This is a genomic window from Anabaena sp. FACHB-83 (assembly GCF_014697485.1).
In the GTDB taxonomy this organism is placed as follows: domain Bacteria; phylum Cyanobacteriota; class Cyanobacteriia; order Cyanobacteriales; family Nostocaceae; genus Nostoc_B.
The window spans coordinates 17,620-40,308 of the sequence record NZ_JACJRY010000051.1; the positions used below are offsets into that span (position 1 = coordinate 17,620).

At 42.1% G+C, this 22,689-nt stretch carries 17 protein-coding genes; 11 read left to right on the top strand and 6 right to left on the bottom strand.

From position 1 onward, the window contains the following. The first annotated feature begins 33 nt into the window (after positions 1–33). The 4 genes from H6G79_RS31025 to H6G79_RS31040 all read left to right on the top strand — a co-directional run bounded on the left by H6G79_RS31025 (position 34) and on the right by H6G79_RS31040 (position 8,857). The gene (locus H6G79_RS31025; protein WP_190594221.1) at positions 34–1,155 is read left to right on the top strand and encodes a tetratricopeptide repeat protein; all 1,122 of its coding nucleotides are present in this window, start codon (positions 34–36) and stop codon (positions 1,153–1,155) included. A gap of 540 nt (positions 1,156–1,695) precedes the next feature. Then, positions 1,696–3,030: a P-loop NTPase fold protein gene (locus tag H6G79_RS31030; RefSeq protein ID WP_190594222.1), complete on the top strand. Its 1,335-nt coding sequence runs from the start codon at positions 1,696–1,698 to the stop codon at positions 3,028–3,030. Next, entirely contained in the window at positions 3,003–8,087 is a 5,085-nt protein-coding gene (locus H6G79_RS31035) for an eIF2A-related protein (RefSeq protein ID WP_190594223.1), read from the top strand. The genes H6G79_RS31030 and H6G79_RS31035 overlap by 28 nt, the downstream gene beginning before the upstream one ends. 140 nt (positions 8,088–8,227) lie before the next feature. Then, positions 8,228–8,857, top strand: coding sequence for a PEP-CTERM sorting domain-containing protein (locus tag H6G79_RS31040; protein WP_199331682.1), 630 nt, complete (start codon positions 8,228–8,230; stop codon positions 8,855–8,857). Positions 8,858–8,877: 20 nt separating this feature from the next. Here H6G79_RS31040 and H6G79_RS31045 read toward each other — a convergent pair whose 3' ends face one another. From H6G79_RS31045 to H6G79_RS31055, 3 genes are all read right to left on the bottom strand, one after another. Beyond that, positions 8,878–11,079 (bottom strand): transglycosylase SLT domain-containing protein, encoded by a 2,202-nt coding sequence (locus tag H6G79_RS31045; protein ID WP_190594224.1) that lies wholly within the window; start codon positions 11,077–11,079, stop codon positions 8,878–8,880. 440 nt (positions 11,080–11,519) lie between these two features. After that, positions 11,520–12,848: a glycosyltransferase gene (locus H6G79_RS37700; RefSeq protein WP_190594225.1), complete on the bottom strand. Its 1,329-nt coding sequence runs from the start codon at positions 12,846–12,848 to the stop codon at positions 11,520–11,522. Between the two features lie 4 nt (positions 12,849–12,852). After that, positions 12,853–13,119 carry a hypothetical protein gene (locus H6G79_RS31055; RefSeq protein WP_190594226.1) on the bottom strand — a complete coding sequence of 89 codons (267 nt, stop codon included), beginning with the start codon at positions 13,117–13,119 and terminating at the stop codon, positions 12,853–12,855. Between the two features lie 205 nt (positions 13,120–13,324). Between H6G79_RS31055 and H6G79_RS31060 the strand changes: the two genes are divergently transcribed. Beyond that, complete coding sequence (locus H6G79_RS31060; RefSeq protein ID WP_190594227.1) at positions 13,325–14,968, top strand: B12-binding domain-containing radical SAM protein; 1,644 nt, start codon at positions 13,325–13,327, stop codon at positions 14,966–14,968. 296 nt (positions 14,969–15,264) lie between these two features. Beyond that, on the top strand, positions 15,265–15,696 hold the full coding sequence (locus H6G79_RS31065) for a DUF6918 family protein (RefSeq protein WP_190594228.1): 432 nt from the start codon (positions 15,265–15,267) through the stop codon (positions 15,694–15,696). A 182-nt stretch (positions 15,697–15,878) separates the two neighbouring features. On the opposite strand, the gene rpiA is transcribed toward H6G79_RS31065, so the two are convergent. Both rpiA and H6G79_RS31075 read right to left on the bottom strand, forming a co-directional pair. Next, the gene (rpiA, locus tag H6G79_RS31070) at positions 15,879–16,586 is read right to left on the bottom strand and encodes a ribose-5-phosphate isomerase RpiA (RefSeq protein ID WP_190594229.1); all 708 of its coding nucleotides are present in this window, start codon (positions 16,584–16,586) and stop codon (positions 15,879–15,881) included. A gap of 146 nt (positions 16,587–16,732) precedes the next feature. Beyond that, positions 16,733–17,014, bottom strand: a complete 282-nt coding sequence (locus H6G79_RS31075) for a type II toxin-antitoxin system ParD family antitoxin (RefSeq protein ID WP_190594230.1) — start codon at positions 17,012–17,014, stop codon at positions 16,733–16,735. A gap of 157 nt (positions 17,015–17,171) precedes the next feature. Here H6G79_RS31075 and H6G79_RS31080 point away from each other — a divergent pair, with 157 nt between their 5' ends. The 5 genes from H6G79_RS31080 (at position 17,172) to H6G79_RS31100 (ending at position 21,399) form a co-directional block, all read left to right on the top strand. Then, positions 17,172–17,474: a glutaredoxin family protein gene (locus tag H6G79_RS31080; protein WP_190594231.1), complete on the top strand. Its 303-nt coding sequence runs from the start codon at positions 17,172–17,174 to the stop codon at positions 17,472–17,474. Positions 17,475–17,506: 32 nt separating this feature from the next. Beyond that, positions 17,507–19,009: a UDP-N-acetylmuramoyl-L-alanyl-D-glutamate--2,6-diaminopimelate ligase gene (locus tag H6G79_RS31085; protein ID WP_190594232.1), complete on the top strand. Its 1,503-nt coding sequence runs from the start codon at positions 17,507–17,509 to the stop codon at positions 19,007–19,009. 286 nt (positions 19,010–19,295) lie between these two features. Beyond that, entirely contained in the window at positions 19,296–20,711 is a 1,416-nt protein-coding gene (locus H6G79_RS31090) for a DICT sensory domain-containing protein (protein ID WP_190594233.1), read from the top strand. Between the two features lie 5 nt (positions 20,712–20,716). Beyond that, positions 20,717–21,034: a hypothetical protein gene (locus H6G79_RS31095; RefSeq protein ID WP_190594234.1), complete on the top strand. Its 318-nt coding sequence runs from the start codon at positions 20,717–20,719 to the stop codon at positions 21,032–21,034. Next, positions 21,031–21,399, top strand: a complete 369-nt coding sequence (locus tag H6G79_RS31100) for an aspartyl protease (RefSeq protein WP_190594239.1) — start codon at positions 21,031–21,033, stop codon at positions 21,397–21,399. The genes H6G79_RS31095 and H6G79_RS31100 overlap by 4 nt, the downstream gene beginning before the upstream one ends. A 162-nt stretch (positions 21,400–21,561) precedes the next feature. Here the strand turns inward: H6G79_RS31100 and H6G79_RS31105 are convergent, their stop codons facing one another. Continuing rightward, complete coding sequence (locus tag H6G79_RS31105; RefSeq protein ID WP_190594235.1) at positions 21,562–22,548, bottom strand: folate-binding protein YgfZ; 987 nt, start codon at positions 22,546–22,548, stop codon at positions 21,562–21,564. Positions 22,549–22,689 lie beyond the last annotated feature (141 nt).

Here is a 22,689-nt window from a genome sequence, read left to right on the forward strand (position 1 = left end):
ATACTTTAAGCCGAATTTCCACAGGTAAGTTTTATGCAGCAACGGCATTTTTTCCCATCTGCTCACACCTTAAATTCTAGAAGCTACGAATTTTGGCTGCTTAAAGGTATCACTACTGGGCGGCGGGGTGATCATTTCCCATTTTTTAGTTTTTTCTTTTTACTGTTGACTTTTTTATTAACTCCAATTGTGGCCAATGCGAGTGATATTACTCAACAACTTCATCGTCCTGTAAACAGTTCAAGTTGGCAATATGACAGAGATGAAGCTGATAGTTTGCTGCGGATTGGTGAACAGCAATATCGCTCAGGTAATGCAGCAAAAACTATTGACTCTTGCTTACAAGCTTTAGAGATTTATCATTCCATTGGTGATGTCAGAGCTACCGGGTTAACTTATGAATTACTAGCTAAAGCTTATATTCAACAAGAGCGTTACAAAGAAGGGGAAGACGCTTTACGCCGAAGATTAGCGATCGCACGGGATAGCAAAGATTTTCAAGCCCAAATTTTTGCCTTAAATAATATTGCCGCAATTCTTCTGCAAAAAGAGGAAACTGTCGCCGCCGGAAAAGCTGTGCAAGAAGCATTAACTATCGCTCAAGGTGTGAACAATATCGAAGGACAAGGACTTTCTTTGAGCAATTTAGGTTTAGTTATTGCCAGACTGGGTGATTATAACAAGGCGATTAAACTTTATGAAACTGCTTTAAGTTATCGCCGCCAAAAAAATGATCCGATTGGGGAAGCCAACACTCTGAATAATTTAGGTGATGCTTATCTGGCGGCGGGGAATTATCCCGATACCATCGGTGCTTATGGGTTAGCAATGCGGTTGGCGAGACTGAATGGCGATCGCAATATTCAATTACGCGCCATTGATGGTTTAGTCAAGGCGCATACTTCTGTCGGACGCAATGAACGCGCTTTTGAATTACTCCAAGAACGTTTAGTCATCGCCCAAGAATTACAAAATCTGCCAGAACAGTTAAAATCATTTGAATCTTATGCGGCATTCTATGAGCGGTTAGGTAATTATGCCACAGCCAAGAATTTTTACGAACGAGCAATTGCGATCGCCAATACTCTAGAAGACACGAAACGCGAACTGGTGTTAAAAGATAGATTAACAAAGTTGCAGAAAAAGCGCAGTTGATGTTTACGGGATTGGTTTTATCCAACTGTTGATTAAAATATGCGATGGAAAAGCAGATCCCCGAATTCTTGAAGAAGTCGGGGATCTATTTGTATTGAAGAAAAATATATCGTGGTTGTCGACTCTGTGAGGTACAGGAAAAAATAATTAACCGCAGATGCACGCGGATGAACGCGGATGGAATTTGTGTGATTGACCTCAATTTGCTGCGACTATGTGATATAAAAAAAATAAATATAAATTAACTTAAAAAATCCTAATTACAGTCGGATTATTCAGTAATTCTTATTGTATAAATACCTAAATTAACACGATGTGCAACTTATTTTTTAAACCCCTCTCCAAACCTCTCCCCGACGCGGAGAGAGGCTTTGAGTCTTGCTCCCCTTCCCTGTCTGCGACACGCTGCGCGAACGTAGGGAAGGGGTTGGGGGTTAGGTTTAAGAGAAAGTTGCACACGACATAAATTAATCAAGATAAATATATTTATTGAGCAGGTTGCACTCTCCCTGATTGTTCCCAGAGTAAATAAAATTAATTATGCCTTTAGATTTAGAAAGATTTTATCAGGCTTGCAATCCTAGTCGCCCTCTGGTCATGGGAGATGCAAGCGATCGCCGTTATTATATCGATTTTGCGGCGGTGCGGGGCGGCAAAATTATTGAGGCTCTGCTGCGGACAATTACGCGAATTTCTCCTGATACTCCCACTTGTCAATTGTTTACGGGACATTTGGGTTGTGGTAAATCGACGGAATTATTGCGGTTGAAAGCCGAGTTAGAAGAGCAGAAATTTCATGTAGTTTATTTTGAGTCTACCCATGTCTTAGAAATGGCGGATGTGGATGTAACAGATATTTTACTGGCGATCGCAGGACAGGTGAGCGAAAGTCTGGAAGCGAAAAAAATCCGCCTCAAGCCGAGTTACTTCACGAAATTATTTACAGAAGTTGTCGATTTTTTACAAACACCAATTGACTTTGGTGTAGAAGCAGAATTATCTGTGGGGATAGCGAAAATCACCGCCAAAACCAAAGAAAGTCCCCAACTGCGGCGACGGTTAAGAGATTATCTCGAACCGCGTACCCAAAATATTTTGCAGTCCATCAATAAAGAACTCCTAGAACGCGCCAACAACGAACTAAAAAATCAAGGTAAGAAAGGTCTAGTGGTCATTGTTGATAACTTGGATAGGGTCGCAATTCGGCCTTTACCATCGGGGCGATCGCTGCCAGAATACTTATTTATTGAACGTGGCGAACAATTACGTAAACTAGCATGTCATTTAGTTTACACTATCCCTTTGTCGTTAATTTTTTCTAACGATAGCGCCGAACTGCAACATCGTTTGGGTGGTGGGGTTGCGCCCAAGGTTTTACCGATGATCCCTGTACGTTTGCGTTCTGGGGAAATATTTAACCAAGGGCTATCACTGATGCGACAAATGGTCTTAGCCAGAGCTTTTCCTGACATTGAAGTGAGCGATCGCTTAAGCTTAGTTACAGAGATATTTGATAACCTGGAAACTTTGGATCGATTGTGCTTAATTAGCGGTGGTCATGTCCGGGATTTACTGGGGTTGCTGTTTGACTGCTTAAGAGAACAAGATCCACCTTTTGAGCGTGACTGTGTAGAACTAGTAATTCAACGTCAACGAGACTACCGCGCCCACGCCATTGACCCCCATGAATGGGAACTAATTTTTCAGGTGGTAGAACAGCAAAGAGTTGGTGGTGACATCGCCTATCACGCTCTTTTACGCAGTTTATTTGTCTTTGAATATCGTGACCATCGAGGTGCTTGGTTTGCTGTCAACCCAGTTATCGCTGAGACACAAAAATTTCAATCATGGTTGAAGATTCACAAGCAGATATAAAATCAGCTAACAAGCGGGCTTTACGCAGTTTAAGCAGAGCAATTTCCCTATCGCGGGGACAATTTTCTGTAGTGTTGGTTTGTTGTAACTATCGGGTTTTACAAACGCAAATCCTCCAACAAATAGAAGCATCTGCATCAAGTCCAGTCCAGAAACTCGTGATTCCCCAAAATGCGAGAAGTCTTTACAGCACAATTCATATCCAGTTGCGGACTGATGAACCACAACCATCTGCATTGAATATTTTGGGTTTAGAATCGGTAGAACATATTGATGATTTACTCAGTTCAATTAATCAAATTCGGGATGAATTTCCCAAACGTCACCTATTCCCGATGATTTTTTGGGTGAATGATGAAATATTGCAAAAAGTCGTGCGGTTAGCACCAGATTTTGCGAGTTGGGCGGCGACACCAATTCGCTTTGAAATGACAACGACACAACTGCAAGATTTTTTACGCCAAGAAACTGACTCGTTATTTGCAACAGTTTTACCGACACAACATCAAGATAATTCTGGTAATGAGCAATATTCTACCTTAGAGCAAATCTGGGAACATAACGATGAACTGCATTTTGCCATTCAGGAATTACGTCATCGCGGAATTACTTTAGAACCAGAATTATACGCCAGTTTAGAGTTTGTGTTTGGCTTGGATAATTATGTGGGCGATCGCATTCAGCGAGCCTTAACTCATTTTCAACAAAGTTTAAAAGTTTGGCAACAATTAGCCTTAGAAAACCGTACTGAAAATTCTCTCTCCACCATTCCCAATACTTGGACTACGGAATTAGATATTCTCAGTAATCATACTTCACCTTTAGTCCGTCAAGGTGTATTACTTTATTATTTAGGTTTGTGTTATATCCGCCTCGCCGAACAAAATCAAATTGAAAATCGTCGTTGTTGGGATGAATCGAAAGCTTATTTACAACAATCATGTAATGTTTTGGAGTTGGCGCAACGATTTGATATTGTTGCCGAATTTATTAGTCAACTCGCAGAAGTTTTAGAACATTTAGAAGAGTGGTCAGAATTACAGACAGTAGCGCAAAAATCTTTAGAACTACATCAAATTTATGGTAGTCAAATTCAACTGGCTTGTGACTATGGTTTTTTAGCCCAAGTTGCTTTGCAGCAGTCGCGGTGGATGCAGGCTAGTATTTTAGCCCATGTATCTTTATTAAAATTAGGAGAAGCTCAAAGACAAGGCGCTTCCCATCAATATTTATTTCCTTTATTACTGGCGCAAATTTATTATTTAATTTTAGCCGAAGCTCAACAAAGTTTAGGCGACCATAAAGTTGCAAATGAATATTTAGAAAAAGCTGCAAAAGCCCTACCAAATGCGTTAGAAAATAGCGCCCATCAATATAACGCCCATCGTTATATTCGCTTATTACGCACACTGCGATCGCTTTACTTTGCGGCTGGGCGATATTCAGAAGCTTATACTATCCGCCAAAAACGGCGTTCTGTCGAACAACAATATGGTTTTCGGGCTTTCATTGGCGCGGGACGTTTACAACCCCAACGACAAGCCACTAACCCCGCTTTGATGTCACCTTCGGGAACTAGCAGCGTTGCTTTAGAAATTGCGGCTTCCGGGCGAGAAGGCGATATTAATAACTTAATTGGCAAAATTAGCCGTGCTGACCAAAAATTAATGATTATTCACGGTCAGTCTGGTGTCGGTAAAAGTTCCACCGTTAGCGCCGGGTTAGTCCCAGCCTTACAAAATCGTACCGTCGGCGACCAAATTGCCGTGCCTGTGGTAATTCAAGTTTACACAGATTGGGTGCGTGAATTTGGGAAAGCTTTAACGGCGGCGATGTCTCACATTCAGCGAGAAGAAGTCATAGAAGTCAGCGCATCTGATAGTAATATACCCATCACCACTGCGGATATTTTGACCAAATTAACTGGAAATGCCAATAAACATTTAATTACAGTTTTAATTTTTGACCAATTTGAAGAATTTTTCTTTACTTGTAGTCAGTTAGCAGAGAGGCAAAAATTTGATAGATTTTTGCGAGATTGTTTAAATGTTTCCTTTGTGAAAATCATCTTTTCCATCCGGGAAGATTATTTATATCGGTTGCTGGAATTTAAAAATCTCGCTGCCTTAGAAGCAATTGACTATAATATTCTCGATAAAAATATTCGATATCAATTAAACAATTTTTCTCCCGAATATGCCAAGGTAATTATTCAAAAATTAACCGAGCGATCGCAGATGAGTTTAGAACCTGCGTTAATCGAGGCTTTGGTCGAAGATTTATCCGCAGATTTGGGCGAAGTCCGACCAATAGAATTACAAGTTGTGGGCGCACAACTCCAAGATGAACGGATTAATACATTAGCCCAATATCAACCATATCGCCCCAACAAACTGATTGAGCGGTATATTAAAGAATTAATCAAAGATTGCGGCCACGAAAATGAACGCGCCGCGTTATTAGTTTTATATTTACTCACAGATGAAACTAATCAAAGACCTTTTAAAACCCGTGCCGAATTAACTACAGAAATTGCTGAATTAGAAGATGCGGGTAAATTAGAATTAGTCTTGAATATTTTAGTTAGTTCTGGTTTGGTTGTGTTATTTCCTGATGTACCGGAACGCTATCAACTCATTCATGATTACTTAGTAGATTTGATTCGGTACTTGCAAGAACAAGAATCAAGTTTACAAGCCAAACTTGATCAATTACGCCGCAAAGTGGATCAAAGTGAATTTGAAATTGAACGCCTCAAAAGTGAACTGCGCCAAAAAAAGCAACAAGCTAGACTCCCAGAATCTCCGCCCCCGCAAGGGTTTGATTTAGTTACAGAATTACGAGAATTACGCAAGCGTGAAGAATTAAGTCAGTTAGAAATTGAACAATTAAGGTCGGTGTTGAAAGAAAAGGAACTCACAGCGCAACTCGCAGCCGCCCAAGAAAAACAAAGGCTAAACGAAGCCAGGTTAAACCGTTCTTTGAAAGTTGCTTTATCGGTAGCATTTTTAGCAATTGTTGGCTTGTCAATTTCCATCATTAGCGTTTTAGATAGCGAAATTAAAACCCTGAGTGTTTCTAGTGAAGCTTTATTTGCATCCCAAAAAGGTATCGATGCGTTAAAAGAAGGAATCAAAGCCGGGAGAAAATTAGAACAGGCTATTTGGGTAGACCCCTCCACACAACAGCAAGTGCAAACGGCGTTATACCAAGCAGTGTCAGGTGTCAGGGAGGTTAACAGGTTAGAAAGTCATACCGGAGGGGTGAATAGTGCTGTATTTAGCCGAGATCGCTTCTTAATTGTCTCCGGTAGCGCCGATAATACAATTAAACTCTGGCGGGCTGATGGTACTTTACTCAAAACTCTGTTGGGACATGAAGATATAGTTAACAGTGTTAGTTTTAGTCCCGATGGGCAAATTATCGCCTCTGGTAGTCAAGACATGACCGTGAGATTATGGAGTCGGGAAGGCAAATTACTCCACACCCTCAAAGGTCATACGGCTGTAGTGAATAGCGTGAGTTTCAGTCCCGATGGGCAAGTTATCGCCTCAGCCAGCACTGACAACACCGTAAAATTATGGAGTCGTGACGGGAAATTACTCCGCACCTTAAGCGGACATCAAAGTTCTGTTTTAGATGTAGCTTGGTCGCCAGATAATCAAATTCTCGCTTCAGCCAGTGCTGATCAAACTATCAAACTTTGGAACCGGGAAGGTAAATTACTCAAAACTTGGCCAGCACATAATGATGCTGTCAAAAGTCTAGCTTGGTCGCCCGACAGTAAAACCCTTGTTTCTGGCAGTTTAGACCAAACAATTAAACTCTGGAATCTCCAAGGTCAACTCATCAGAACTTTTTCTGGTCACACAGCAGAAATCACCAGCGTCAGTTTTAGTCCCAACGGTCATACAATTGCCTCAGCTAGTCTCGACCAAACCGTGAAATTGTGGAGTCCCACAGGTTTACTGTTGGGAACTCTCCGGGGTCATAACAATTGGGTAAACAGTGTGAGTTTTAGTTCTGACAGCCGGACTGTGATTTCCGCGAGTCGGGACAAAACTGTAAAACTTTGGCGCTGGGATGATGTGCTGTTACGTAACCCCAATAGTGACCAAGCTGACTGGATTACCAGTATCAGTTTTAGCCCTGATAGCCGCAACATCGCCGCCGCCAGTCGAGATTCCACAGTCAAAATCTTAAATAGCCAAGGGCAAATTTTACGCACCTTCTCAGGTCACAAAGGTCAAGTTTGGGGGGTGGCTTGGTCAAGGGATGGTCAAAATATTGCCTCAAGTAGTAAAGATAAAACCGTCAAGCTGTGGAGTCGGGACGGTAAACTGCTGCATACTTTAACAGGTCATCAAGATACAGTATTGGCGGTAGCTTGGTCGCCCGATGGTCAAGTTATCGCCTCAGCGAGTAAAGATCAAACCGTCAAGCTGTGGAATCGGGATGGCAAACTGCTGCACACTTTAACAGGTCATCAAGACGCTGTAAATTGGGTAGATTTTAGCCCTGATGGTCAATTGTTAGCCTCCGCCAGCGACGATAAAACAGTGATGATTTGGAGTCGGGACGGCAAACCACAAAAAACTTTAAAAGGTCATAATCGTCCGGTGAATGGTGTGGCTTGGTCTAGTGATGGTCAAACTTTAGCTTCCGCAAGTATTGATAGCACAGTTAAAATTTGGAGTCGAGACGGTAAACTACTCAATGATATTTCGGGAGACGGTGATAGCTTCATTAGTGTGAGTTTTAGTCCCGATGGCAAAATGTTGGTAGCAGCCAGTGAAGATAAACTCAAACTCTGGAACCGAGATGGTAGATTACTTATTGCACTCAAAGGTGATAAAGAAGAATTAACGAGTGTGAATTTTAGCCCAGATGGTAAAACTCTGGCAGCAGGTAGCGGTAAAGGAATGGTAGTTTTTCGGACTTTAGCAGATATTAAACTCGAAAATTTGCTGAGACGGGGTTGCGATTTGTTACATGATTATTTGCAGAAAAATCCTAAAGTTAGTCAGAGCGATCGCAGTTTGTGTTTGAAACAGTAAACCAAAATCATTCAGGTATTGTATTAAATTTTTTATCACAACTTTATCTAAATATTGCGAAAGCACAAAAAAACACGGTAAAAGAAATTTAGCTTGAAAAGCTACAGCAAATAAACGTCAAAAAACCTGACTCTACCTTTATGACTCGAACATCTTTCGCTGTTTTCATAGCAGCATTCGCACTGATGTGCAGTGGTATCACCACCAAAGCTGAAGCTTTTAGCATTACCCCTGATCGAAATGGGCCAACATTTATTCTTGATCAAGAAAAAAATTCTTTAAAAGCTATCAAACACTTGGAAATTTTCGATAATAAATATGATGTAAATTTTATTACTGGAACTTTTGAAGATTTATCACCAACAAACCGAGGAATTACAACTTTTTACCGCAATCAGCATCTTGCCCGTCAAGCTGGTATAACTCTTTGGCAAACTTTAATTAATTTCTCCGACTCATCAGGTAATTTATTTTCCTCTATAGAAGATGTTGACGGAAACTTATCTCATCAATGGAATATTCCCTTTGTTTTTCGTGATGGTCTTGGCGCAGGTTGGTGGCGGGGAATAATTGATGATAATTATATTGGCTTCGCTCGCGTAGGCAGAGTTAACGCTTCAACTTTCGATTTTACCGAACTCACCTACGCCAACTTTCAGTTATCAGCAAAAAAATCTGTACCAGAACCTCTAACTATTCTGGGTAGCTTGACTGCGGCTGGCTTTGGTATCGCCATCAAAAGAAAATTTGGCTCTATGTGCCAGGATTAATATCGCAGTTTATTTGAAAATCACTGAGTTGGTAATTTTGGATGTTCCTTGGAGTATTTTGCTACTAAGCCCGAAATTTCTGGGTTGTAAAGTCGCAGATAATTCCAATAATTACCAAAAACTTGACGGACGTAATTTTTAGTTTCATCAAAGGGAATTTCTTCGACAAATTCATCAGGGTCTTCTTTGGGTAAAGTTTGCAACCATTTAGAAACATTACCAGGGCCAGCATTGTAACTCGCTATAGCCAGCAATGAATTATTCCCATACTTTTGATGAGTATAATCCAAATACAATGTACCCACACTAATGTTGTCATTGGGAACTGTTAAATCAAAGTTTTTCCCATCTAAATTATTTTTTGAAGCAATCCATTGACCAGTGCTGGGTAACACTTGCATCAGTCCAACAGCACCAGCCACTGATTTAATTTCCGGCTCAAATCGTGATTCTTGACGAATTAATCCTGTAACTAGTAAGGGATTTAGTTTACGTTCGGCCGACCATTTTTCAATTTCTTTGAGATAAGGAAATGGATAGCGGGCTTGCCAGTAAGTGATTTGTTTACTTAAGGCTTGATATTGTTCTTTTTCTGCGGCTGTTTCTCTATCTTCCAACTTAGAAATAATATCTATTCCCGAAAGATTTTCGCCCCTAGCTAGACGCATCAAACCTTCAGTAAATTGTTCGGCAACTGAGGGCTGTTTTTTATTCAGAAATTCTGTTTCCCATTGCAACCAAGCATCACGGTCTTGAGCTAATAAATATAATTCTTTAAAGGTCTCAGAACCGGCGGTGGGAATTGGGCGCAGGCGCGGCACAACTTCCGGGTTGAGGTCGCGGACATTGTTAAAGTTGCCGACATTCAGCCCCAGAATATTAGCCGATCGCCAGGCATAATAAGACTGAGGAAACTGGCTAACTACATACTCAAAGGCTGATTTGGCTTCTTGTTGTTTGCCGAGTCTAACCGCCCATTTTCCTACCCAAAACCCGGCTCTGGGAGCCAAAATGCTGTTCGGGTTATTGGTGGTAATTGGTTGCGCCCATTCCCAAGCTGTGACGTAATCTCTGGCTTTGGCTTTATCTAGGGCAATTTTCCAGCGATATTCTGCCGCTTCATCAGAGTCACCATACTTGCCTAGTAGTAAATCCCAGGCTTGTTGTGCCGATTTTTGATCATTCAGCCCTGCGAGAATTTTGGCTTTGGTGGCTAGGGCGGTGGGGGCTTGTTCGGGGAATTGGGCAATGACTTGATTGAGGTATGGTATGGCATCTTGGCGAGTTTTAGCCATATCTGCCAAACGTAACAATGCGGTTCCCGTTTCTTCGGCTTTGGGGAATTGCTGGACTAATTGCTTGTAGGAGGCGATCGCTTTTTCTCTTTCTTGGCTTTGTCCACCTATTTGTAAGCCGCGCCCTATCCTGTAGAGAGTTTGGGCAGTTTTGGGTGCTTTTGTATAAGCGATCGCAGCTTTCCGAAATTGGGTATTTTCCCAATAAGCTGTGCCAATAGTCTCCCAATCGGCGGGTTTGAGGTTGGGCTGTTTTACCAATTGATCTAAGATGCCCACGATTCCTGCCTGATTGTAGGCATATTTCGCCAAAATTAATTTTAACTGGGGCTGATTGGGATTTTTTTGCAATCGCTGACGAATAATTTCCCAGGTGAGGGGATGGGAAGGAAATTGGGCGATCGCCCGATCTTGAGATTCTGGTTGACCGATTAAATATAATGCTTTCGCCGCCGCCGCTTCTTTGGGATATGCTTTCAGGACTTTTTGGCGCAAATCGGAAGCTTTGCCTTGTTCACCTAACAAGTCCTGTGCTTGGGCTTGTTTCAGCAAAATGTATGGCGCTAATACAGGATAGTCTTTTTCTAATCCTGTCAATAAATCTAGGGCTGCTTGAGCATCTCTGGTTTCAAGTAAATCACTGGCTAACAGATAGCGGGCGCGATTTCGGTCTGCTGAAGCCGAGCCTTTAGCGATCGCTTCTAATTTTGCGGCTCTTTCCACTGGTGATTGTGCCACCAATGGGAACACAGCCGATTTGACTTTGTTGGCTTCTGATAGTTCGTCTGACTGAGTTTGATTTATTTTCAGCCATTGAGCCACTGTTTTGCCAATCTCCGGTGCTGACACCATTGCGCCAGCCGAAAAGGCGAAAACTGCCGCGCCAATAATTATAGGAACTTGGTTTTTTTTAAGTTGCTTCAGCATTGATACTCGCTGAAAATTTTTGATGAATTTTTGAAACTCTAGCATTGTTAGCTAGAAGTGTTAGCAATTTTTAATTTTTGCAACTTTCTAATTTTACATAAGGACTTCCCATAATACATCTATTTTATTTATTCAGCCATAATCTATACATAGCAGGAATGTGAGCCAATTTTATTGGTAGTTGATCTTACAGAATTCAGGAGTCAGAATTCAGTATAGATTATCAGCACAGCCGTAGATGAAGAAAAAAGTTTAACACCACTCACAAGGCAAAAGTCAAACAATTTTGGATTTTAGATTTGCGATTTTAGATTAAATCCAAAATCCAAAATCTAAAATTCGGAGGGTCAAAAGAAAGAATATTCATCCCACAAGCCTTTTAGCAATTTCTTATGGTCACTGAGCGTACTTGTACTGAGCGCAGCCGAAGTGTGGTCTGTTTATTTTCGCCGACCTGTACTAGTTATACCCAGCTTATTATGAGAGAGAAATTTCATTTTCTGCCAAATGGGTAATAAATCCTCTTGAAAAACTTCCCTCCAAGAAGGATGACACTGTTCAATATATTGGCGAGCCGCTTGACTCACACCATCGCGCATCTGCAAATCTTGGAGATAAGGTTTCAGCGCCTCTGCCCAAGCTTGGGGACTAGAATTTTTAATCACAATGCCATCTCTATCAGGCTGTTGGATAAACTGCACACTGCCACTATGGGCGGCTACAAATACAGGTAGTCCTGATGATTTTGCTTCTAACACCACGTTCGGAGATATTTCACTATCGGAGGGAAAGACAAACATATCTGCACTGGCGTAAATCCAAGCAAGGCTTTCTTGGGGTAACACACCGGTTAGGGTGATATGGGGTGCTAAAAGTTGCTGTATCTTGGCTTTGGCAGTGCCTTCACCCACAATCAAGACGTGTAAAGCATATCCTTGGTCTAGCAATTGACAGGCAGCTTGAGCTAAGGTCATGATGCGTTTACTCTCGTCTACCCGTCCGACAAACAACAGTACCGGGACTTCTGGCGGGATACCAAAGGTGGTTTGTAAAAGAGCGCGATCGCGGTGTTGGGGGTGAAATCGCTGCTGATCTATCCCTCGCCGTAGTCGAGACAAGCGCGACTGAGAGACAAATTTTTGCATCACCGGGAAATCTTCTGGTTTGGAGAGCAACACCCAATCACTATCGCTAATCAACTTGTGCCAGCGCCGCATCATTTGTTGTTCTAGGCGCTCACCTAATTTCCACCGTTCCCATATCAAATTGACTAACCATTCCCAAACCAAAATCCGGCGAATAATCTCTTGAGAGTAAATCCGTGTAAAACTGCCTAAATCTGTGTGAGTGGAACATACCAAAGGAACTTTGTACCGTTGCGCTATCCAGTGGGCTGTGCGTGCAAAACTAAAGGCACTGGTAATGTGTAAAACATCGTGCTGTCGCAGTTGCCAAACTAAACCTAAATGGTAGGGCGATAAGTCGGTATTGCGAGAACGTTCATGGAGAAATGGTATATGCTTAGTTCCCAACATCGGTGGCAAGATGCGGTAACGTACATTCGGCGCGATCGCTATTTCTTGGGGCTTATTTCCCAGGTAATAAATTGTTAAGTCTATCTGGGGAAAATCAATTGCCGCTTCCGCAAATCTTTCCCAACATTTCACATGACCGCCGGCATACAATCCCCACTCTAAATCCACGAGTATTCCAACTGATAGGGAATGTTGTCCAACAATTGCCTCTCTAGACTTTTGTTGTCTTACCACTTGTTTAGCCTACTGTAATGCTTTGGACTTTAATATTGCTGTTCACTGGTAATTGGCAGCCATCATACTGATAATTATTTGCTGTTTTTAATACCAGTTGCTTGGGGTAATTATTGAAGAGAATATTACTTTCTACCTTGTAGTAAATACGTAGGTAATAGATTCTGCTGGGAAAATCGTTCTTGTCTGGAAGTGGCGCGGCTGAAGACAATAGAGCGCGATCGCTACCATCTCCCCCGGCAGGATACCAAAGAAAATCAATCAAATTCATGACAGACCCTCATGTGATTGCATTAAAAAACAACAGGATGAGGATCTGTCTTGTCCATGCCCAATCATGTGGTGATTTTAGAAAAATGTGTATATTTGGACAGTTACAGAATTTTAAAATATCACAGTAAGTTATTTGAAATTACAGCTAATTTGACAATTTATTTGCAAAATTAGCTGCTATTTTCTTTGGTGAAAAATTAACAATGACTGTGCAGTTAAAGTCTTTTCAGAACCAAACTCCTGTAGCGACTGATTTGGCATCTGCTTCTAACCCGAAAAAAGCCCGCTACGTTCCTTTACATCATCGACGCATTCTTTGTATCTTCCCCAAATACAGTCGCTCTTTCGGCACGTTTCATCATGCTTATCCACTAATGGGAAATGTCCGGGCTTTTATGCCACCCCAAGGGATTTTGATTGTGGCTGCTTATTTGCCACAAGAATGGGAAGTACGCTTTATTGATGAGAATTTACACCCAGCCAAAACATCTGATTATCAATGGGCGGATGTAGTGATTGTCAGTGGGATGCACATCCAAAAACCGCAGATTAATCACATTAACCAACTGGCGCATCAGCAAGGCAAAATTACTGTTTTAGGCGGACCTTCGGTGTCTGGTTGTCCAGAATATTATCCAGATTTTGATATTTTACATTTGGGTGAATTAGGCGATGCCAGCGATCGCATGATTGAGTATCTCGACCAACACCACCAACGTCCGCCACAACAAATTCGCTTTGAAACCAAGGAACGTTTACCCCTGAGTGAGTTTCCCACCCCCGCTTATCATTTGGTGAATCTGAATCATTATTTCTTAGCCAATGTCCAGTTTTCTAGCGGCTGTCCTTATCGTTGCGAGTTTTGTGATATTCCTGAACTTTACGGTAGAAGCCCACGGATGAAGACCCCAGCGCAAGTATTGGCAGAACTAGATGCCATGCTGGAATCTGGGAATATCGGTGCAGTATATTTTGTGGATGATAACTTTGTAGGCGATCGCCGTGCCACAATGCAGCTATTACCCCACTTAATTGACTGGCAACAGCGCAACGGTTATCCCATTCAATTTGCCTGTGAAGCCACCCTGAACCTCGCGCAAAGTCCAAAACTCCTGGAGATGATGCGCGAAGCTTACTTTTGTACAGTGTTTTGCGGTATCGAAACCCCAGACACAGAGGCACTGCAATCAATTTCTAAAGTGCAGAATCTCAGTATGCCAATTTTAGAAGCGATTCAGGTTTTGAATAGCTATGGTATGGAAGTTGTTTCAGGCATCATCATCGGCTTAGATACAGATACACCAGAAACCGCAGACCGCATCCTCGAATTTATTCGGCTGTCACAAATTCCGATGTTGACAATTAACTTACTTCATGCCTTACCCAGAACTCCTTTATGGCGGAGATTAGAAGCCGAAGGGCGACTCGTATTTGATGACAGCCGAGAATCAAATGTCGAGTTTTTGATGCCATATCAGCAAGTTGTGGAAATGTGGCGACGTTGTATCACTGAAGCATATCAGCCAGAATTTTTATATCAGCGATTTGCCTACAACATGGAACATACTTACCCCAACCGCATCGCTGTACCCAATAGTCCGGCGCGGACTTCCTGGGCAAATATTCGCAAAGGGTTAACTTATTTAACTAATATTTTGTTGCGTGTGGGTGTATTTGGTAACTATCGCCAAACTTTTTGGCAAATGGCTAAACCAGCACTCAAATCAGGGAATATAGAGTCCTTAATTCACGTTGGACTAGTGGGACATCATCTGATTCAGTTTGCCCAAGACTGTGCCGCACAAACAGAATCAGCCTCGTTTTATTCCCAAAAAATCCGTAATTAACTTATAAAACCTTGGAGTTCAATGTAGTGATTTGGGGTGGGAGTAGGGAGTAGGGAATGGGGAGTAGGAATACTATTTCTGAAAACAACTTAGTATCTAAATCCACACACCCATAAACCCCTTCACCCCATACACCCCTGATTAAAACAAAAATCTTGAGCCATAATCACTAAAGTCTGTCAACCTATAACAGCAAGGCTACGAAAACTGTCTAGCTCTGTTAACATTTTTTATAATTTCCTAACTTAGTGAGGAAATAGAGAAAAGCGATCGCCTTAACATTATGGAGGAGTGAAATGGGACTGAGCGACCAACTTTTAAACTCAGACAAAAAAGCAATGGTTGTTGATGACTGTTGCCAACTTTTAGAATCACAAATCACTTCTAAGTCAGGTCTTAGCGGTATTGCACTCAAAACTGCCTATGGAGTATTGAAAGGCGTTAAGCCCGGATATATCCCTTATGCTGTTGAGCAACTTCTACCAGAATGCTTTACAGCACTTGATCCAATGTGGCATGAAGGCTTACAAAATGGTGATCCAGTGAAGTATCTCACTAGTAATAAATCTCGCACAGCAGATGCACTCTTGAGTGTTACTGATGCCAGGGTGAAGAAGGTAACACGGCCTATTGTGCGAGGAACTTATGAAAAACTCAGAGGTTCAGCAAAACCATATATAGAAGAAGCTGTACCCGATTTTGCCCAAGTAATTAAGAAGTACGCTTAATTTTGAGTGCTGAGTGCTGAGTGCTGAGTGCTGAGTGCTGAGTGCTGAGTAATGAGTGCTGAGTGTGTACACTGAGCGTAGTCGAAGTGTGAGTGTTGAGTAAAGAATCGGCTATTTCAAAATAGGGAAGGATGGGGTGTAAAAACTCTTACACTCCTACACCCTTCAACCCTTACACCCTTTTACAACTGCCTAACTACTGGCTGACCATCTACCACTTCGCCAACTAAAACGACATCTGCACAGTTAACAAAGATGCCGTTTTCTAAAACGCCAGGAATATTATTGAGGATTTTTTCTAAATTCACTGGGTCATCAATGGAGTCGAATCTGACATCTAGGACAAAGTTACCTTGGTCGGTGATGACTGGCCCAGCTTTTTTTACACCCATACGTAGTTCTGGTTTACCGCCAAGTTGTTTAATGGCATTAGTCACAGGTGTAATTGCCATTGGAATAACTTCGACGGGAACTGCAAACACAGAACCCAAGCGATCGACTAGCTTACCACTGTCTACCACCACAACAAATTGTTTGGCTAGATAATCAACTACTTTTTCGCGGGTATGGGCTGCGCCGCCACCTTTAATCAAATTCTTTTGGGGGTCAACTTCATCTGCCCCATCAATAGCAATATCAATGTGGTCAACAGCATCTAAAGTGGTGAGAGGTACACCATATTCTTTGGCTAATACTTCCGATTGAAAAGAAGTAGGAATCCCGACAATATCTGTGAGTTCACCAGATTTCAAGCGATCGCCTAAATACTGAATTGTATACGCTGTTGTTGAACCCGTACCTAAACCGACAATTGAACCTGATTTTACTAGTAGGGCTGCGGCTTTACCAACCTCTTGCTTCATTAACTTTACAGGATCTGTTGCGGTCATTCCCAAAACTCCACAAAAACTGACTATAGTCCATCTTAGAAGGCAGATGACCCTCCATTCGCCTTTTTCTGTGGGAATAATGTGGAAGTTTTCTCTGTTATGGCGATCGGCTAAAAAATTAATTCGTAATTAAAACGTCCCACAAATTACGCATCCTTTTGAGAAGCTTGACCTAAACGCCGACGGGCTTCCTGCTTAATAGCTTCTATATCTGTATACTGCCCAGCACCACTGTCAATCCCAGCTTGCCAAAGACTACGTAATTCATCAATATTTTGCAACTGTAACAGGCGTTTTTGCTTCCAGTCTCGTAATGCTTCTCTAATCACTTCACTACTGCTGGCATATTCACCAGATTCTACCGCATTGCGTACAAAAGCGACCATTTCTGGGGTAAGCGCAACACTAATTTTTTCGACGTTAGACATAGCTGCACATAAATTTTTACTCTAGAGTAGCAAAAATTCTTACCAAAATCTAAAATTAGACAAATTCCTAAACACAGACAAGGAAGAGAAATCATTGAGGATGGCTATAGTTGTTCACGAATGACTTAGGATGGCTAAAAGTATTGGTATTTAGGAAATGCGGTTGATTTTGTACAGTAAACCTGGTTGTCATTTGTGCGAGGGCTTGCAGGAAAAACTAGAGCAAATTTTAGAGACAGACAATTTGGGTGTTGAGTTAGAAATTCGTGACATTACAACTCGTGAAGATTGGTTGCTGGCTTATCAATATGAAGTCCCAGTGCTGGTTTTAGCTAATCTCCCCGGTGTAGAAGCTTTTGAACAACCTCTACCACGTCCTTCTCCCCGTGCAAATGTCCAGCAAATTCAGCAAATGTTGTGTAAGTATTTATCCAATATCAAAAAAAATGATGCAGAATAAGCGCAAGATACGCGTGTGGCGAGGTTCACAAGATGAAATTGCGGGAATTACTAGCAGCAATAGATAGTGTGGCACAATTGCCTAACAGTTCTGACTTAGCAGATGCAGAAGTCAAGGGTTTGAAAACTAACTCCCATGCTTGCGGTGAGGGAGATTTATTTATTGGAATGCCAGGAACGCGGGTGGACGGTGGCGAATTTTGGCCAAGTGCGATCGCATCCGGCGCAGTAGCAGCGATTGTTTCTGCTGAAGCTGCCGAAAAAAATCCTCCCACCCCGGAGGCTGTAGTGATTAGTGCTAATGATATGACTCAAGCTTGCGCTCAAATAGCGGCGGCTTTTTACGATTATCCCGGACAAAAACTCAAGTTAGTGGGTGTGACCGGCACCAATGGTAAAACCACCACAACTCACTTAATTGAATTTTTCCTGAACAAAGCGCGTCTAGTAACGGCTTTGATGGGGACTTTATACACTCGCTGGCCGGGATTTGTCCAAACTGCGATCCACACCACACCCTTTGCAGTGGAACTACAACAGCAGTTAGCAGCCGCCGTGAATGCAGGTTGTGAGTTTGGCGTAATGGAAGTTAGTTCCCATGCTTTGGCACAAGGTCGAGTCTTGGGTTGTCCGTTTGAGGTGGGAGTATTTACCAATCTCACCCAAGACCATCTGGACTATCACAGCGATATGGAGGATTATTTCGCGGCTAAGGCGCTGTTATTTAGTCCGGCATATCTCAAAGGTAAGGCAATTATTAACGCTGATGACTCCTACGGTAAACAGTTAATTAGCAGATTGCCATCAGAACAAGTTTGGAGTTACAGCGTCAGCGAACCCAGTGCCGATTTGTGGATGAGCGATTTAAATTATCAACCCAATGGTGTGAGTGGTTTGCTGCATACTCCAAAGGGTGAGGTGGAGTTTCGCTCACCGTTGGTTGGTCAATATAACTTAGAAAATGTTTTGGCGGCGATGGGTGCAGTTCTGCATTTAGGACTTGACTTAGAGTTAATCGCCAGTGCAATTAGTGATTTTCCTGGGGTTCCGGGACGGATGGAACGAGTACAAATCAGTCCGCAACAAGATATCAGCGTGATTGTTGATTATGCCCATACGCCCGATAGCCTGGAAAATTTACTCAAAGCGGCAAGGCCGTTTATTCCCGGTAAAATGATTTGTGTATTTGGTTGTGGAGGCGATCGCGATCGCACCAAACGCCCAAAAATGGGTAAAATCGCCGCCGAGTTAGCAGATGTGGCTGTAGTCACTTCCGACAACCCCCGCACCGAAGACCCCGAAAGAATTTTGCAAGATGTTCTTGCCGGAATACCCGACACTGTGCAACCGACTGTAATTTGCGATCGCGCTACAGCTATTCGCACCGCAATTTTGCAAGCTGAACCCGGTGATGGCGTGTTGTTAGCGGGTAAAGGTCATGAAGACTATCAAATTCTCGGTACAGAAAAAATCCACTTTGATGACCGAGAACATGCGAGGGATGCGTTACAAGTCAGACTAAAAAATGAAGTCTGAAGTCTGAAGTCTGAAGTCTGAAGTCTGAAGTCTGAAGATTACCAGGATTTTACTGTTTCAATAAAGTGCTGAGTAAATATACTAGTCGCTCTTTTATACAAGGCTTGTGAAATTCAGTTTCATCGGGATTGTCTTCTGTTTCCTGCTATAGACATTCTTTCAGACTTCAAACTTCATCCTTCATACTTTCTATCCAAATGTATTTTACATATTCTTTTTGTAAAAATACCTTACATAAAATTGGCAATCAATGACATAATTATTTCTTCCTTGTTGTGCTTGACTCATGAATGATTCTCTGCGTAAGGAGTTATCCATCTATCAGCTGGCTTTGGGAGTGGAAACACCCCCTCAACCATTGCCAAGCAATCCTGCTAGTTTGTTATCGCTGCTGAGGTCACACATTGATTTATTGATTGAACAACAAATTACGGCAACTTTTTGGGTTAAGTTACCACCGGGAAAAATTTGGCACGCAGAATTAAAGCGTTATCAATCTGCGATGAGTGCATCTGGCCTAATTAATATTTGTCGGATAGATAAAATTAATACTGGGGCAGAAAATCAGATTACAGATGAAACCAGCCCACAGCAACAAAATTGGGTACAGTTATTATCAAATTATCAACTACGGCGAGAATACTTTTTTATAGTATCCTCGCCGCGATTTTGTAGTTTAATTGTGGCGCGTCGTCCCCGCAAAAGAAATCAAAACCGCCAAACTCATAAAGGCAAAACAGGTAAAATTCCGTCATTGCTGGCTGTGATGACAATGGAAGGCAGAATCATTCAGCAAGTTTTAGATGGTCTCAAACAAGTAGCTGTACCAGAATCATCGGCAGTTTTTCCGGCTGAGTTGATTTATCCCAGCACCATCGAGCCTGCACTCATCAGTCAACTCATGGCCAAACAACTCCAGCGCCAAAATTCCATTCAACGTCAAATTAGTAATAAACGCATTGCCAAATTACGAGAACAAAATCAAAAACTCCAAAATAAAGAACAACTCAAAGATGATTATTTAAGTAGTGTGTGCCAAGAACTACGGACACCTTTAACACACATGAAAACAGCATTGTCGTTGTTAAATTCACCTACGATTAAACCGCCACAGCGACAACGTTATTTACAAATGCTCAATACTCAGTGCGATCGCCAGAGTATACTAATCACTGGTTTACTGGATCTGGTCAACCTGGAACATAATTTAGAAACCACCAGCCTAGAACTAGTACGTCTTTCAGATATTGTCCCTGGCGTAGTTAGCACCTACCAGCCTGTAGCTCAAGAAAAAGGCATTATGCTCGCTTACACTGTACCAACAGAACTACCAGGGGTTTGGTGTGTGACTGGCGGACTCAAGCAAATAGTAATTAATTTGCTGCAAAACAGTATTAAGTTTACCCCCAAAGGTGGGCAAGTCTGGGTAAGAGCGCGTCTTCAAGCCGATTATGTCCAGTTAGAATTCCGCGATACAGGTATTGGCATTGCGGAAAGTGAAATTAGCAAAATCTTTGATTGCTTTTATCGAGTCCGTTCGGGAACTACGGAAGATTTGAGTGGTGCTGGCTTAGGTTTAACAATTGTTAAGCGGTTATTGTGGCGCTGTGGAGGTTCTATTTCTGTCAGAAGTAAACTAGATGAAGGATCTACTTTTACAATCCAATTAGTTACAACTCGCAACAAAATCCCATTTAAATAATTTCTATGACTGAAGCCAAGTCTACTCGCACATTACGTCGGGGAAGAATCTTCCCGCAAATTCAGTGGACGGAGGAACAAAAATCTCAATGGAATGCTGAACGAGAAGCATTCAAACAACGCTGCAAATTTATTTTTGATCAGTTACAACCAGAATTAATTAGAACTCATTACAACTGGTATGTGGCAATTGAGCCAGAAAGTGGAGATTATTTTATTGATCAGGATGTATTGGTAGTTGCAAAAATAGCGCATGAAAAATACCCCAGTGCTAGATTGCACGTTTTCCGTATTAATGAAACTGGGATGTGCGGCAGAATATGATTTCTGGACACTTTGGTGATGAGGATGAGTTATTTTTTGAGATAGATTTAATAGCTGCTGATGGTTTAGAAATACCAGTAGATGCACTTTTTGATACGGGATTTTCTTGGTGGTTAGCAATTAATAACCAGGATTTAGAAGCACTCAATTGGGTATATTTAGAACAACAAACCATGCTGACAGCCCAAGGAGAAGCAGAATTTGAGATTTATTTAGGAAAAGTGCGAATTGATCAAGAATATCTTGATATTCCTGTTCATGTGGGACAAGGATTAACCGAAATCTTACTAGGTCGTCAGTGGTTAAAAAATCGCAAATTAGTGGTGGATATGCCATCTCAAGTTTTAACACTGGGACAACAGTAGTCAGGACTTACGCAAAATCATGAAAAAACTAACCGCAAAGAGCGCATAGACACGAAGTGGCTTCCCGAAGGGTAGGACACGAAGTTAAGAGGATTTGAGAAGGTTCTTGCGTAAGTCCTAAGTAGTGATAAAAATGAGTGAGCTATCCGTAAAATAAGTTGACTATTCCGGATACTCATGGGAGACAAAAGGGATATCCACAATTTCACCTTCAACTTCGCCGATTTTGACTTTTAAGCCCACACCGCCAGCTTTGGTACGAATGTACCCAAGTCCAAAGTAACCGTCACTGATTTCGGTATAACTTGTGAGTTTGCCGATTTTTTCATCTCCCAGGGCGATCGCACTACCAATTTCAACTGGGGCGCTGAGGCGAATTCCCCAAAGATTTTGTTTAACACCTTTATAAGTATTTAACCGGGCGATGGTTTCTTGTCCGATGTAACAGCCTTTATTAAAGGATATCGTCTGCCATAAACCGACTTCTAGGGGATTGTAATCATCTGTGAGTTCTGCATCTGGGTTTGGTCTACCTTGGAGAATGCGTAGGGTTTCCCAAGCGCGATCGCTCAATTCTACAGCCCCAAATTCTAATATTTTTTGCCACACTTGTTGTTTTTCTGTGGCTGGCAAAATTAAGGTATATCCAGGCAATCCTAACCCACTCCCTACAGCTACAATCACCCCACCATCAACTAACAAGTGATTGCCGTCAGGTTGACCAATAATTGCCCCTGCGCCTAATTTTTCCACAATCGCATCGCTATCTGGCCCAATCAGGCTAAAGGTTGCCGTTTCTTCGGTGATGTCCGTTAACTCTACTTTATCGGCAAAAAAGATATAGCGGTCTAGCCACTGCATCAAAAATTCTCGACGATTGGGCGAAACTAACAGCAGTACCGCATCTTCAAGAATGTATGCACTCACCAAGTCAATTGTCCGGGCTGTGGATGTCACCATCACCGTTTCACAGCCTTGTCCTGGTTTGCGGCTTTGAAAATCGTTGGTACTTTGATTGTGTAAAAACCGGATGCGATCGCTATCTGCTACTCGGATACGTCCCCAAAAAGAGCGATCGCACACAGCCACCCCTGCTTTTGCGGCTTGGATAGCGATCGCGTCTTTACCGTCAATTGTTGATGCTGGCATGGTAGTGAAGAACTGCTCTATTTAAAAGTTTACCGAAAAACTGGGTCTAAAGCCTGGCACTTCGAGGGCGACTTTTATTGTATTCCAATTAATCTTATACCGAGCATTGTAGTATAAGAGAGGAGGTGAAGCGATGCTAGT